Here is a 14752-nt window from a genome sequence, read left to right as displayed (position 1 = left end):
GACAAGAAAATGCCACAAAAAATTTGCGGCATTTTCATTGACGTAATCTTTTTTCAACACAGTGAACAAACGCTGCTAAAAAAAGCAGCGTTTGTTTTTTATTTGTTTTCTTAAGAGTGTTTTCGTAAGGATTGTTGTTTTTATTAACAGTTGAAGAGATAGAGTGAATTGGAGCGGAAAGAAACGATTCATTGCTTACAAATACCAAACTTTACGAAAAACTCACATGGCGGCTGAAACCAAGCTGTCACCATCTATTATAAAAAAGCAAATTTGGTGGCCAAAGTGGTATAGAAGCGATTCATTTTGGTTATTCTAAATAATTTTACAATGCTTAAAAAATACTTTTTTCATACAAACAGCCTGTTATTTAAAGTTTTATTGTTTCAAAGTCAAAACAACTTGGAAATAGCTGTATAAAAAAGATGGATATGGAAAAAATGGGGTTGTAAGTACTGATTACTATGAGGACCGAATGGAGGTTATTTAAAATGAAACGGATATTTAGTATGATGATGGCATTTTTCCTTATAGCTTCATCTTTTTCCCCTATAGCTTCTGCAGAAGAAAAAAAGACGCAGCTTGCGGAAGTAGCGAAGTCCGCCATTTTAATTGAAAGGGATACAGGCTCGATTCTATATGAAAAAAATAGTCATGAAAAGCTGCCGCCAGCATCTATGACGAAAATTATGACAATGATTCTAATTATGGAATCATTAGACACAGGCAGAATTAAGAAAAAGGACGTAGTAAGAACAAGTGAATACGCTGCATCAATGGGTGGATCTCAAATTTTTCTTGAGCCAGGAGAAACAATGACAGTCGAGCAAATGTTAAAAGGAATTGCAATTGGTTCAGCAAACGATGCGTCTGTAGCTCTAGCAGAACATATTGCAGGTAGTGAAGAAGCGTTTGTTGACAAAATGAATAAGAAAGCTAAAGAGTTAGGGTTAAAAAATACACATTTTCAAAATCCTACTGGACTTCCTGCTAAAGACCATTACAGTACGGCTCATGATATGTCGATGATGGCAAAAGAACTATTAAAGTATGAAGGAATAACTAAATTTACAGGAACATACGAATCCTATTTACGAGAAGATACAGAAGATAAATTTTGGCTTGTCAATACAAATAAATTAGTCCGTTTCTACCCCGGTGTCGATGGGTTGAAAACAGGGTTTACAAATGAAGCGAAATATTGTCTAACAGCCACTGCTGAAAAAAACGGCATGAGAGTGATAGCCGTAGTATTTGGTGAACCAACACCGAAAGAACGTAATAGTGAAGTTAGTAAAATGTTAGATTTTGCTTTTAATCAATATCAAACAAAGCCAATTTATAAAAAAGGGGAGTCTTTAGCGGAGGCGAAGCTCTCGAAAGGAAAAACGAGCAAAGTCGAAGCTGTTACGGACCAACCAATTTCATTACTGATGAAAAAAGGGGAAAAGCTTGATGGTGTTAAAAAGAAAGTGAAAATCAATGAAAACTTGAAAGCACCGATTAAAAAAGGGGATAAATTAGGGAAGGTTGTCATTGAAAACAATGGGAAGAAGGTATCTGAAAGCATATTAGTAGCAAAAGAAGACGTTCCGGAAGCAAGTTGGTGGCAATTATATAAACGTGCATTCGGTATATTCTCAAAACTAGAAAAGTAATCACAGAAAAACCACTAATTGTGACGAAATCCTTCTAGTTTTGTCATAGGGAAGGAATAAAGAAAAGTTATAGCGAAATGACTCACTATACAACAAAAAAGGAGGCTTATCGATAGTGAGTCTTGCTATTAACTTAGAAGTAAAAAAGGATGTACTATGCATTCGATTGAGTGGAGAATTAGATCATCATACCGCAGAGCAGCTAAAGGAACAAGCTTCAAAACTTATTGAAGAACATAATGTAAAACATATTATGTTAAATTTGGAATCTCTAGAATTTATGGATAGCTCTGGATTAGGTGTCATTTTAGGTAGGTATAAGCAAATTAAACAAAAACATGGTGAAATGATTGTATGTGCAATATCCCCAGTAGTAAAGCGGTTGTTCGAAATGTCCGGGTTGTTCAAGATTATCCGACTTGAAACGTCAGAAGAAAACGCATTACAAAGATTGGGGGTAGCGTAATCATGAGGAATGAAATGAATATCCAATTCAGTGCTCTTAGTCAAAACGAGTCATTTGCTCGTGTAACAGTGGCATCTTTTATTGCCCAGCTAGATCCGACAATGGATGAACTCACTGAAATAAAAACAGTTGTTTCAGAGGCTGTAACAAATGCTATTATTCATGGTTATGATAATAATCCTAGTGGAATGGTGTATATTTCTGTTGTGCTGGAAGAAAACGGATCGATTGAAATGACAGTCCGTGATGAAGGATTAGGCATTCAAAATGTGGAAGAAGCAAGACAGCCCTTATATACATCAAAACCTGAGTTAGAACGATCAGGTATGGGCTTTACAATTATGGAAAACTTTATGGATGAAGTAGAAGTTATCTCACACCCAGGAACAGGCACCACGATTAGACTAAATAAGCAATTGGCGGGCAGTAAAGCGCTATGCAATTAAGGAGTCGTGCCGATGGATGTGGAAGTGAAAAACACTAAAGAGCAGACATTTTTAAAAGACCACGAAGTCAAAGAGCTTATAAAAAGAAGTCAGGACGGAGATCAGAGTGCAAGAGACTTGATTGTTCAAAAAAATATGCGTTTAGTCTGGTCCGTTGTGCAAAGGTTTCTTAATAGAGGGTATGAACCGGATGATTTATTTCAAATTGGCAGTATTGGATTATTGAAATCGGTGGATAAATTTGATCTAAGCTACGATGTGAAATTTTCAACATATGCGGTACCGATGATAATTGGAGAGATTCAAAGGTTTATTCGTGACGATGGAACGGTAAAGGTAAGTCGTTCTTTAAAAGAGATGGGAAATAAAATCCGTAAAGCAAAAGATGAGCTTTCGAAAAAGTTTGGTCGTGTACCGACTGTAAATGAAATCGCGGAGCACTTGGACTACAATGTTGAGGAAGTAATCATGGCTCAAGAAGCAAGTAGATCTCCGTCATCCATTCACGAAACAGTATATGAAAATGATGGAGATCCTATAACATTATTAGATCAAATTGCTGATAATACCGACCAACAATGGTTCGATAAAATCGCTTTAAAAGAAGCTATTCTTGAACTTGATGAACGAGAGCGGCTTATCGTTTACTTACGATATTACAAAGACCAAACCCAATCAGAAGTAGCAGACAGGTTAGGAATCTCACAAGTCCAAGTCTCAAGGCTAGAAAAAAAGATTCTCAAAAACATGAAAGAAAAAATGAATCAATAAGGTGCGTCCTTCACTGTATGAGAGCGGTGAGGGATGCACCTTATTTTTTGTTCAAGCCTTTGGTGTCTAGCTCCAGCGGCTAGGGGCGACAAGCATAAGCCAAGCCGCTTGGGCTTTTCGTATTGTCCAGCTCCAGCGGCTAGCTCGCTGTGAAAAAGATGATTTTCCTCTAAAGGCAAAAGGCGCCTTTTGAGGAAAACCCCTATTTTCTTCACGAGCTGACCAAGCCGCTTGCGCTTTTCTATTTTTACATAAAATTTTATTGGCAATCCATACTATTGGTACGAGGAGGAAAATCATGTTTATGGGAAGTGAATGACGTGGAGGGAACTGTATACTTACGTTTGCGTCTGAAGGTTCAAGTACATTCGGGAAGTGTAGTAACGCTTGGACAGTTGGCGCAAGTAATAGCTCCAGAACAAGTGCTAGTAGATCTGCAACAAATTCCGGTCCATACGGTGACTCCTGATGATCAAAATATTATTATTGTCGATGTGATGAAGGTGATTGCTGAAATACAAAAATACAATCCTACTCTTGAAGTACAAACAATAGGACCATCACAAAGTATCATAGAAGTAGTGTTTCGGAAAAAGAAAATTTCCATTCCTCTGTTTATTTGTGTATGGGTGCTGTTATTTGTAGGAGCAGGCATGGCAATTATGAACTTTCATGAAGATGTAAGTATGAGAGAGGTTCATCAACGTCTCTATACCATTATTACTGGCGGTCAAGACCCTCATCCACTTCTCTTTCAAATTCCTTATTCCTTGGGGCTCGGAATAGGTATGATTTTATTTTTTAATCACGTATTTAAAAAGAGAATTAATGAAGAACCTAGTCCACTCGAAGTAGAAATGTTCAAATACCAGCAAGACTTAGATAATTATGTAATGATTCATGAAAATAAAGAGAGTATGAAGCATTTAGATGACGATTAAGGTAATAATGAGTGCTTTTATAGGCTTTGCTGAAGGTCTTGCGGTGGGTTCAGGTTTTGTTGCATTTTTAACAGTCTTAGGAATTATTCCGAGACTGACGCAGTTAACGAAAACAATGAAAATGATTCAATTCTATGAATGGGCAGTCGTTTCCGGAGTAATTATTTGGGGGACACTCAGCTTGAATAATTACTCTTTATATCTTTCTCCTCTTGTGCTAATTCCGTTAGGCTTAGCAAGTGGTATATTCTTTGGAATGCTAGCAGCAGCCTTAACAGAGGTGTTAAATGTATTTCCGATTTTAGCAAAAAGAATTGGGATTGATGGACAAATTATCATTTTGATCATGGCCATCGTCTTAGGGAAAATTGCTGGTTCTATATTTCACTGGGTCTATTTTGTTAATCAATAATTTTGGAAGAAGGGTTACCCATGACAACAAAAAGAAAAGTCATACTCATAACAGATGGAGACGAATATGCAAAACGAGCTGTAGAGTGCGTTGCGAAACAGTATGGCGGACGATGTATTTCGAGTTCTCAGGGAAACCCTTCTGTATTAACAGGACCTGAAATCATTAAATTAATACAAAAAGCGAAAAGTGATCCGGTCTTTGTTATGTTTGATGACAGTGGATTTTTAGGTGAAGGCTTAGGAGAACGGGCGTTAAAGTTTGTTGCTAATCATCCTTCAGTAGACGTTTTAGGAGTAATTGCTGTGGCAGCAAAAACGCGGCAGGCTGAGTGGACGAGAGTAGATGTTTGTATTGATAAGTTTGGTGAGCTCACTCCTTATGGTGTCGACAAATTCGGTGTACCAGAACTAGAAATGGGAAAATTAAACGGTGATACTGTTTATAGTTTGGATGCGCTAAATGTCCCAGTAATTGTGGGGGTCGGAGATATTGGGAAAATGGCAAAACGAGATGATTATAAAGAAGGATCACCTATTACAAAAAAAGCAGTAGAAATCATCTTAGAGAGGAGTGGATACTATGACGAAACAAAAGGAGAATAAAACACCAATCTCCAAAGAGTTATCAGAAGTCGAAGAGTATATGAAAAATAGGGTAGGGTTGGACACAAGCTTTGATTTAGGAGTAAGAAAATTAAAGGTTTTAAAAAAGAATGTTCATATCTATTATATTAATGGACTTACGGATGCTGCTTATATTATTGAAATTGTAGAACAACTCGTGGAGATTAATGATAATGAGCGTTTATCCACTCATTTAGCAGAAATCGTCCATAATCGTTTAGTACACCAGTCAGTCGATCCTGTAAAAACTGTTGAAGAAGCAGTAGATGAAGTATTATCAGGGTTAATAGCTGTATTCGTAGAGGGAAATGAAGAAGCATTTATTGTAGATGTACGTAGCTATCCGGGAAGGACTCCGCAAGAACCTGATACGGAGAAAGTTGTTCGTGGTTCACGTGATGGCTATGTGGAAAATATTATTATTAATACGGCCTTAACAAGAAGAAGAATTCGTGATCCTAGATTAAGATTTGAAATTATGCGAATAGGAGAACGATCTAAAACAGACATTTCTATAGCGTATATTGATGATGTTGCAAACCCAGATTTAGTAAATACAATCAAGAAAGAATTAAAAAACATTGATATAGATGGTTTAACGATGGCAGATAAAGCAGTAGAGGAGTTTCTTGTTAAACAAGGATACAATCCATACCCGCTTGTTCGATATACCGAAAGAGCAGATATTGGGGCAACTCACCTGCTCGAGGGACATGTTCTTATTTTTGTTGATACATCTCCGAGTGTAATTATTACGCCAACAACCTTTTTTCACCATCTTCAGCATGCAGAAGAATACCGGCAATCACCAGCTGTAGGAACTTTTGTTAGATGGTCAAGACTATTAGGTTTATTAGCTTCTCTGTTTCTTTTGCCACTATGGTATTTATTCGTTTTAGATCCTTCGTTGTTGCCGGAGAAATTCGAGTATATAGGGCCGAATGAAGAAACGAATATACCGGTAATTGCTCAGTTATTTTTAGCGGAACTTGGAATAGAAATGTTTAGGATAGCCGCCATTCATACACCTACCCCATTATCAACTGCAATGGGCCTAATAGCAGCGGTATTAATTGGACAAATCGCCATAGACGTAGGACTGTTTGTACCAGAAGTAATTCTTTACACAGCTGTTGCTGCAATAGGGACATTTGCAACACCGAGCTATGAGTTGAGTACAGCGAATAAGATTACTAGGCTGTTCCTGCTTGCAATGGTAGCATTATTCCATATTCCAGGCCTAATAATAGGGTCCACTATATTTCTTTTGTTTATTGTAAGTATAAGGTCGTTAAACACACCTTATTTATGGCCGTTTATTCCATTTAGTCCGAAAGCATTTTTGCAAATTATTATCCGTCGTTCTGCGCCCGGAGCCACAATACGTCCAAGCATTGTGCAGCCTCGAAACAAATATAAGCAGTCAGCAAAATAATGAATATTGCAACAGGTCACATTCTATGATAAATTTACTTTTAACTTAGGATTTGTTTAGTTGTAGCGTCTAGTCCCTCGAGGTCATAAGTTAATCACCCCTAAAAGGTAATAAAGGTTTTTCCGGGGTGCATTTCTTATGTTATCCCTGAGGCTAGTCGAGTTACTTCTGCATTTTCGTAACGGGGTAAAGAGGGGAATGAGACCAATATGCATCTTTATGGAACAGCAAATATAAATGATTATGGGAATTTACAAATTGGTGGAGTGGATACAACAGAGTTGGCTAAAGAGTATGGTACTCCACTTTATGTATATGATGTGGCTTTAATAAGAGAAAGAGCTAGAGGGTTTAAAGAAACGTTTGAACGACTTGGAGTAAAAGCACAAGTTGCATATGCGAGTAAAGCTTTTTCTTCATTAGCGATATTTCAGCTTATGGAAGAAGAAGGACTCTCACTAGATGTAGTATCAGGGGGAGAGTTGTATACTGCAGTGAAAGCGGAATTCCCAAAACATCGTATACATTTTCATGGGAACAATAAAAGTGAACAAGAATTGAGAATGGCAATTGAACATAACATCGGCTGTGTTGTCGTTGATAACTTTCATGAATTGCATTTATTGGAAAAGTTATGTGAAGAGTACGCTGTTACAATGAAAATTTTAATTCGCGTTACGCCGGGAATTGAAGCGCATACACATGATTACATTCTAACAGGGCAGGAAGATTCAAAATTTGGTTTTGATTTACAGAACCGTCAAGCTGAAGACGCTGTGAAAATTAGTTTGAAATCAAAACACTTACACCTCCTTGGGTTACATTGTCATATTGGATCACAAATATTTGAAACAACAGGTTTTATTTTGGCTGCTCAAAAAATTATTGAAAAAATAGCACAATGGAAAGCTAGCTTTGAGTTTGAACCAGAGGTAATGAACCTTGGTGGTGGCTTTGGCATTCGTTACACGAAAGAAGATAATCCGATTCCTCCTTCCCGCTATGTAGAAGAAATGATAAAAGCGGTTCAGCAAGAAGTGGAAAAGTATCAATTATCAATGCCGGAAATTTGGATAGAGCCTGGACGTTCTTTAGTTGGCGATGCAGGTACAACTTTATATACAATAGGTTCAAGAAAAGATGTACCGGATGTGAGGAAATACTTAGCTGTTGATGGAGGAATGAGTGATAACATTCGCCCTGCACTATATAATGCAAAGTATGAGGCAATACTTGCGAATAAGGCAAATGAACAACATCATGAGACCGTTTCTATCGCAGGGAAATGCTGTGAATCAGGAGATATGTTAATCTGGGATCTTCCCTTACCGGAAGCAGTTTCTGATGATATTTTAGCTGTTTTTTGTACAGGCGCGTATGGTTATGCTATGTCAAACAATTATAATCGTTTACCTCGCCCAGCAGTTGTCTTTGTGGAAAATGGAGAATCTAAACTTGTGATGCGACGAGAAAGTTATGAAGATTTATTGAATCTAGATATACCGATAATAAAATAGAAAAGCGAAAGCGGCTTGGTCAGCTCGTGAAGAAAATAGGGATTTCTCTCAAAAGGCGCTTTTTGCCTTTAGAGAGAAATCATCTTTTTCACAGCGAGCTAGCCGCTGGAGCTGGAAATAGAAAAGCGAAAGCGGCTTGGTCAGCTCGTGAAGAAAATAGGGATTTCTCTCAAAAGGTGTTTTTTGCCTTTAGAGAGAAATCATCTTTTTCACAGCGAGCTAGCCGCTGGAGCTGGACAAAACTTAATAATAAGTGAAAACAAAGAAGGACTGCCTTTGCAATTTGTGTAAAGGCAGTCCTTCTTATGCTATTTTAAGATAACTCTTTTATAAACGAATATTTTACTATACAATAACAATTGGATAAAAAAAGAATACATATAAATTAAAGGAGTCTGGTATGAAAGTAAGTAATTTAAAACTATTTTTAATATTGCTTATCCTCGGCTTAGCTTGGGGTGCCATTTACTGGGGATTTTTAGCAGAAAGATAAGAGGTTGATTCTAGTAGTAGAGTTTAGTAAGATATAAGCGGATTGAATGTTTGAATTTACAAATTTTTGACTATAATGTATATCAATGTGTTTTATACACAAAACATAACGAGGGGTTATTATGCTAATACGTTATAAAAAGGCATTTGAAAAGATTGCAATGGGTTTATTATCTTTTATGCCAAATGAAAAGGATCTTAAAAAGCTTCAACAAACAATGAAGCAATATGAGACAGAAGAAAATTGGCAGCTTTACTTATGGAAAGAAGAGGATATTATCGGGTTGATTGGTGTATATAAAACAGATGAAATATTGGAAGTACAGCATGTATCTGTTAATCCATCCCATCGCCATGAAGGTATAGGAAAAACGATGGTTAAAACCTTAAAAGAAATGTTTCCAGATCATAAAATTGTACCGAATAATCAAACGGCCGCTTTTTTTGAGAAATGTGAGCGCGAAGTAGAGGAACAGTAAGAGTAGCCATAAATTATTTTATAAGCCAGTAACAAGTACTAAGGACTGAAGAGAATTTTCTTGTTCAGTCCTTGTTTTCAATTCTGCTTTTTCTTTTGTGAAGCAAAGATTGTTTGCGATTATTAATTACTTCCGAGCGGTCTCTCAACTTATGTCTGTGTATAAGGGAGATGTTGGAAAGGTTACTGCTTGAACACCAATTTAACCTTTTTTCTTTACATACTTGTTTACATTTAGTTAATAGAGCACTGTCTTTTATCGGTAGATTTACACTAGTATAGTGCTGTTTATCATCCATGTTTGACTGAATATCATCTAGTAGTTCAATAAGCGACTGATAATCTAGACCAAGCTCTTCTACTCTTGATTGTCGTGTAGATAAAATATTAATTGCTTTATTAATGGTTTTTTTCGCTCCTTGCAGGTTTTCTCTTCGATAATGATAGAGACTTACAGCAACTTGGATAAGTCCTACCCAAACTGAATCTTTCTCCGCAGGTTCTGTATTCTTCCAATGCTCCTCTAATAGTTCATGGCATTCAAAGTAATCACGATCACCATGGAAATGAACTAAAAACTGAATATACGGATTTGGGTAATTCAAGTTATCTCCCCCTTTCTAAATAAAGTGTAGCATAGACATTTGGTAAGCTGAAATAAAAATAGTAAACCTCCACAAATGAAATTTGCCTTTACTTTACTGCACTACTGCTCATGAAGGGAAATTCAACAATTACCTAGAAATATTAACATATATAAAATTTACTATTGGAGATTTGAAACCCTATCTACTATACTATTAGGTAGTCTAGAGAAACGGTGATACAATGGAATATAATGTGAAAACGGATGCATTTGAAGGCCCATTGGACTTGTTATTGCATCTTATAAATTCGTTAGAAATTGATATTTATGACATCCCCATGTCACAAATTACAGAACAGTATTTGTTCTACATTCATACAATGAAAGAATTAGAGTTAGACGTTGCAAGTGAATATTTGGTAATGGCAGCTACTTTACTTGCGATTAAAAGTAATATGTTGCTTCCTAAACATGAAGAAGAATTTGCAGAGGATGAGATAGACTTTGAAGAAGATCCTCGAGATGAGCTAGTGGAAAGACTTATGGAATATAAGAAATATAAGAGTGCAGCCAATGAGTTAAAAAGGCGAGAGGAGGACAGAGGCCAAATATACACGAAGCCTCCGACAGACCTCTCAGAATTCTCCGAAGCAGGAGAAGAAGCTAGACCAGAAATAAATGTGTCCTTATATGATATGTTAGGTGCTTTTCATAAATTACTCAGAAGGAAAAAACTTCAAAAACCTTTGCAGACAAAAATCACCCGTCAAGAAATTTCGATTGATAAAAGAATGGATGATATTTTAATCATGCTAAAAAAAGATAAAAAGAAAAGAAAGTTTACTGAATTATTTACTGCCAGCAACCGAGAAGATTTGGTAGTATCTTTTTTAGCTATGTTGGAGTTAATGAAAAGAAAACAAATAGCTGTCAGTCAAAACAGTAACTTTGAAGATATTTTTGTGAAAGCGACAGAGGAGGAAATGCTTGTTGAACATCATTAATTGGAAGGGAATACTCGAAAGTTTATTATTTGCAGCAGGTGATGAAGGCCTTTCATTGAAACAAGTATGTTCAGTATTAGAGATAGAGGAACATCAAGCATTGGATACCTTGCATGCTTTAATGGAAGAGTATGAAGAGAATGAAGAAAGAGGTATTACTTTGAAGGAGCTGGCAGGAACTTATCAATTAGTAACGAAAAAAGTCCATGCTCCATATTTAAAAAAGCTGGTTGAATCTCCGACGGTCAGTTCCTTGTCACAAGCTGCTTTAGAGACTTTAGCAATAATTGCTTACAAACAGCCGATAACAAGGATAGAAGTGGAGGAAATCCGAGGAGTTAAAACGGAAAGACCTCTTCAAGCCTTAGTATCAAAAGGGCTTGCTAAAGAAGTTGGTAGGGCAGAAGGACCTGGACGAGCTATTCTTTATGGAACAACTACTGAGTTCTTAGACTATTTCGGTTTGAAAAATATTAAAGAGCTTCCACCATTGCCTGAGAATATTCAAGAGGAGTTAATGCAAGATGAGGCTGATTTGTTTTTTGAAAAATTCCAAGAAACTATCGACTCTAGGTCCTAGGTTAAGTAATAGTATATAAATAAGAGGTACAGAAGGGATGATCAATCGGACGAGCAAACCGAAAGATCTTCTTTCTTTTTATATTTTGAGGTCGGAAAATTCAGTTTAATAGACATTTTTTTATGCAAGTGAAGATATGATGAAACTAAGTTATATAAAACCATTTGGAGGGGACCAGATGAGCAATTTAATTGTTAAATCTCAGGTGCAAGAGGTACATGCTTTTTTAGAGAGAATGGTCGACCAAATCGAAGGATTTTTAAATAATTCTACAATAGATACATTAGTGAGGGAGAAACAAGGAGACCGGGCTTATTATGAGGGATTATTTTCAAATATAAGAAGATTGCTTGTTTATTGTGAAGAAGGTTTAGATGCATGTACCACTGTCATTCAGAACGAGTTATTTCTAAAAGGTGTAGCAGAAAAAACATTGTATAAGGTATACCATTATTGTATTGAAGAGTTTTTTAATCCCCGCTATGATTTGTGGTATGAAGACAGTAGGTCAGCTTATACTGGTAAAAGTTTAATAAAATTTAGACAAGAAGCACCAAATAGTATTGTACAATTATTAAATAATATAGAAGGTGATTTTCACTCTGTCCGAGAAGAACTTGAGTATTACGAAACAGATTATCGAACAAAAATGATGCAATCAAAAGGATAAACTAATATAAATCAAAAAGCAGCCATTTAGAACTTTTCCGTTCTAAATGGCTGCTTTTTTCAATCAGAAAAAAGTCAGCTTATACATGCTTTAGAGGTTTAGCTGAATGGGGTGAGCTTCTATCGACGTTTTACAGCTACTATAAGTAGTGGGTGAGACAACAAAGAATAGGACTAACGTTAAGAGTGGAAGAGATGGGGAAAACAGTATTAGAAGTGTCAATTTGAGATGGATTTAATCATATTGAAACTTGTCCTGCATACACTTGTACAAATAGATATTTGCAAGACTAAAGGAGTAGATTGGACGTGAACATCCGGAAAAAGAAATTACACATATACTACCTTGTTATCTTCACTTTTTTATTTGTTTTCCTAACACAAGAAGTAAAAGCAAAACCAGGAGTAAGTGCACATAGAGCTATTTTAATGGATCAAGAGACGGGAAGAGTTCTTTATGAAAAAGATGCACATACAAAAAGTAGAATAGCTAGTATAACGAAGATAATGACAGCGATACTGGCAGTGGAGTCCGGGAAAATGGACAAAACAGTTACAGTTTCAGCAAACGCGGCTGGAACAGAAGGGTCATCTATTTATCTAAAGCCTGGTGAAAAGATAAAGCTTGAAGATTTAGTGTATGGACTTATGCTGCGGTCTGGGAATGATTCAGCGGTAGCTATTGCAGAAAATGTTGGAGGTAGTCTCGAAGGATTTGTATATTTGATGAATGAGAAGGCAAAGGAAATAGGAATGACAAACACTCATTTTGAAAACCCACATGGGCTGGACGATCATGAAAATCACTATTCCACAGCGTACGACATGGCAATTCTCACCCGGTATGCAATGAAAAATAAAACGTATAAAAAAATTGCAGGAACTAAAAGTTACAAATCTCCTGATCCAAATAATAAATGGGACCGAACATGGCGTAACAAAAACCGTTTGTTAACACAATTATATAAATATACTACTGGTGGTAAAACAGGATATACAAAGAGAGCTAAACGAACGCTTGTAACGACAGCGTCAAAGGATAACGAAAACCTAATTGCGGTAACACTTAACGGACCAGACGATTGGAACGATCACATTAATATGTTTGAGTATGGTTTTAAAAATTATGATTATAAAGTAGCTGTACCGAAAGGGCAATTAGATAATATTGATAATGAAATATATAAAGGTAGAACGTATGTAAAGAGAGAGGCTGTACTTTCTCTTACACAGGAAGAAGAAGAGGATGTACGGGTACAGTATAAAATGCTAAAGCCAAATAAACAATGGCTCGAAGGAGATAATGTCCCTGACGTAGTTGGAAAAGCAGTTATTTATCTTGATGAAAGGGAAGTGGATTCTCTCCCAATCTATTTTAAAGGAGAAGAAAAGAAAGAGGAGAAGAAATGGTGGCAATTTTGGGCATATTCTTTTCAGGCGCTGATAGGGGTTAAAGACGATGGTTAATTTAATATGGGTCGGAATGACAATTGTTGGATTAGTGTTCGCGATGATTAATGGGAGAATGTCCGAAGTAAATGAAGCGATTTTTCAATCGGCAAACGAGGCCGTTACTCTTTGTATCGGTCTTGTCAGTATATTAGTTTTCTGGCTTGGAATAATGAGGATTGCTCAGGATTCTGGCCTACTAGAGAAATTATCTCGCTTGTTTCGACCGCTCGTGAAACGTCTGTTCCCTGAGGTACCGGACAACCATCCTGCAATGGGATATATTTTATCCAATATGATGGCGAATATGTTCGGATTGGGGAATGCTGCAACGCCATTAGGGATTAAAGCGATGGAGCAGTTAAAAGTGTTGAATGGGGGGAGTGATCATGCAAGTAGGTCAATGATTACCTTTCTTGCAATAAACACTTCTAGTTTAACTATTATCCCGACAACAGTTATCGCGATTAGGATGAAATATGATTCTGCTTCTCCAACAGAGATTGTCGGACCTACATTAATTGCTACTTTTCTCTCTACAGTAGGTGCTATATTAATAGATCGTTATTTTCATTATCGACGTACTCGCAATGAGGTGAAATAGATGCAGTTTATTTCCGCTATTTCTTTATGGCTTATCCCTCTGATGATAGGCTTTATATTATTGTATGGAACATTTAAAAAAGTACCAACATATGAAAGTTTCGTAGAGGGTGGGAAAGAGGGAATCAAGATTGCGGTTTCCATCATCCCCTTCTTGATTGGCATGTTGGTAGCAATCACCGTTTTTCGTGTGTCGGGTGCCCTTGAGTTTTTTGTGAATTTAATTAGCCCTATACTTCTAGCAATGGGGATTCCACCTGAAATAGTTCCATTGGCGGCGATACGTCCAATTTCAGGTACGGCAGCTCTAGGTATGATGAGTGATATTGTTGCTACGCATGGACCTGACTCGTTTATCGGTATTCTTGCTTCTACCCTTCAAGGAAGTACAGATACGACATTTTATGTACTGACGGTCTACTTTGGTGCGGTTGGCATTCGGAAAATGGGAGATGCGTTGAAAGTGGGACTACTAGCGGATTTAGTTGGGATCATAGCGGCGATAGTTATCGTGACGTTGATGTTTCGTTGAATATATTTAGTAAGAACAGATCTCTATGTTAAGTAGAAGATCTGTTCTTTTTTTTGCAGAATAATAATAAGAGGGCTTTAAAAAATT

At 36.8% G+C, this 14752-nt stretch carries 18 protein-coding genes; 17 read left to right on the top strand and 1 reads right to left on the bottom strand.

Annotated elements, in window-relative coordinates; translation table 11 throughout:
- Positions 1 to 491: 491 nt before the first annotated feature.
- The 11 genes from ACFSUL_RS02295 (at position 492) to ACFSUL_RS02245 (ending at position 9243) form a co-directional block, all read left to right on the top strand.
- Entirely contained in the window at positions 492 to 1658 is a 1167-nt protein-coding gene (locus ACFSUL_RS02295; protein WP_377932328.1) for a D-alanyl-D-alanine carboxypeptidase family protein, read from the top strand.
- Positions 1659 to 1773: 115 nt separating this feature from the next.
- Positions 1774 to 2124, top strand: coding sequence for an anti-sigma F factor antagonist (gene spoIIAA, locus ACFSUL_RS02290; protein WP_377932326.1), 351 nt, complete (start codon positions 1774 to 1776; stop codon positions 2122 to 2124).
- 2 nt (positions 2125 to 2126) lie between these two features.
- Complete coding sequence (spoIIAB, locus tag ACFSUL_RS02285; protein ID WP_377932324.1) at positions 2127 to 2570, top strand: anti-sigma F factor; 444 nt, start codon at positions 2127 to 2129, stop codon at positions 2568 to 2570.
- Positions 2571 to 2582: 12 nt separating this feature from the next.
- A complete protein-coding gene (gene sigF, locus ACFSUL_RS02280) occupies positions 2583 to 3341 on the top strand; it encodes an RNA polymerase sporulation sigma factor SigF (RefSeq protein ID WP_377932322.1) in 759 nt (252 codons plus the stop codon).
- 320 nt (positions 3342 to 3661) lie between these two features.
- Positions 3662 to 4282, top strand: a complete 621-nt coding sequence (locus tag ACFSUL_RS02275; protein WP_377932320.1) for a stage V sporulation protein AA — start codon at positions 3662 to 3664, stop codon at positions 4280 to 4282.
- Positions 4272 to 4694: a stage V sporulation protein AB gene (locus ACFSUL_RS02270; RefSeq protein ID WP_071411432.1), complete on the top strand. Its 423-nt coding sequence runs from the start codon at positions 4272 to 4274 to the stop codon at positions 4692 to 4694. Before ACFSUL_RS02275 ends, ACFSUL_RS02270 begins: the two co-directional genes overlap by 11 nt.
- A 20-nt stretch (positions 4695 to 4714) precedes the next feature.
- Positions 4715 to 5299 carry a stage V sporulation protein AE gene (locus ACFSUL_RS02265; RefSeq protein ID WP_377932318.1) on the top strand — a complete coding sequence of 195 codons (585 nt, stop codon included), beginning with the start codon at positions 4715 to 4717 and terminating at the stop codon, positions 5297 to 5299.
- Positions 5277 to 6755, top strand: coding sequence for a spore germination protein (locus ACFSUL_RS02260; protein WP_377932316.1), 1479 nt, complete (start codon positions 5277 to 5279; stop codon positions 6753 to 6755). Before ACFSUL_RS02265 ends, ACFSUL_RS02260 begins: the two co-directional genes overlap by 23 nt.
- A gap of 209 nt (positions 6756 to 6964) precedes the next feature.
- A complete protein-coding gene (lysA, locus tag ACFSUL_RS02255; RefSeq protein WP_377932314.1) occupies positions 6965 to 8272 on the top strand; it encodes a diaminopimelate decarboxylase in 1308 nt (435 codons plus the stop codon).
- A gap of 62 nt (positions 8273 to 8334) precedes the next feature.
- The gene (locus tag ACFSUL_RS02250) at positions 8335 to 8529 is read left to right on the top strand and encodes a hypothetical protein (protein ID WP_377932312.1); all 195 of its coding nucleotides are present in this window, start codon (positions 8335 to 8337) and stop codon (positions 8527 to 8529) included.
- Positions 8530 to 8886: 357 nt separating this feature from the next.
- Positions 8887 to 9243 (top strand): GNAT family N-acetyltransferase, encoded by a 357-nt coding sequence (locus tag ACFSUL_RS02245; protein ID WP_377932310.1) that lies wholly within the window; start codon positions 8887 to 8889, stop codon positions 9241 to 9243.
- A 64-nt stretch (positions 9244 to 9307) separates the two neighbouring features.
- Here the strand turns inward: ACFSUL_RS02245 and ACFSUL_RS02240 are convergent, their stop codons facing one another.
- Entirely contained in the window at positions 9308 to 9847 is a 540-nt protein-coding gene (locus tag ACFSUL_RS02240) for a DUF309 domain-containing protein (protein WP_377932308.1), read from the bottom strand.
- Between the two features lie 223 nt (positions 9848 to 10070).
- Here ACFSUL_RS02240 and ACFSUL_RS02235 point away from each other — a divergent pair, with 223 nt between their 5' ends.
- The 6 genes from ACFSUL_RS02235 to ACFSUL_RS02210 all read left to right on the top strand — a co-directional run bounded on the left by ACFSUL_RS02235 (position 10071) and on the right by ACFSUL_RS02210 (position 14665).
- Positions 10071 to 10832: a segregation/condensation protein A gene (locus tag ACFSUL_RS02235; RefSeq protein ID WP_377932306.1), complete on the top strand. Its 762-nt coding sequence runs from the start codon at positions 10071 to 10073 to the stop codon at positions 10830 to 10832.
- Entirely contained in the window at positions 10819 to 11412 is a 594-nt protein-coding gene (gene scpB, locus ACFSUL_RS02230; protein ID WP_377932304.1) for an SMC-Scp complex subunit ScpB, read from the top strand. Before ACFSUL_RS02235 ends, scpB begins: the two co-directional genes overlap by 14 nt.
- 178 nt (positions 11413 to 11590) lie before the next feature.
- Positions 11591 to 12082 carry a DUF3907 family protein gene (locus ACFSUL_RS02225; RefSeq protein ID WP_377932302.1) on the top strand — a complete coding sequence of 164 codons (492 nt, stop codon included), beginning with the start codon at positions 11591 to 11593 and terminating at the stop codon, positions 12080 to 12082.
- Positions 12083 to 12396: 314 nt separating this feature from the next.
- Positions 12397 to 13548: a D-alanyl-D-alanine carboxypeptidase family protein gene (locus ACFSUL_RS02220; protein ID WP_377932334.1), complete on the top strand. Its 1152-nt coding sequence runs from the start codon at positions 12397 to 12399 to the stop codon at positions 13546 to 13548.
- Positions 13541 to 14134 carry a nucleoside recognition domain-containing protein gene (locus tag ACFSUL_RS02215; protein ID WP_377932300.1) on the top strand — a complete coding sequence of 198 codons (594 nt, stop codon included), beginning with the start codon at positions 13541 to 13543 and terminating at the stop codon, positions 14132 to 14134. The genes ACFSUL_RS02220 and ACFSUL_RS02215 overlap by 8 nt, the downstream gene beginning before the upstream one ends.
- A complete protein-coding gene (locus ACFSUL_RS02210) occupies positions 14135 to 14665 on the top strand; it encodes a spore maturation protein (protein WP_071411442.1) in 531 nt (176 codons plus the stop codon).
- Positions 14666 to 14752: the final 87 nt, after the last annotated feature.

Source organism: Bacillus seohaeanensis (assembly GCF_042684945.1).
In the GTDB taxonomy this organism is placed as follows: Bacteria; Bacillota; Bacilli; order Bacillales; family Bacillaceae_B; genus Rossellomorea; species Rossellomorea seohaeanensis.
This window is presented reverse-complemented; position numbering and strand designations above follow the sequence as displayed.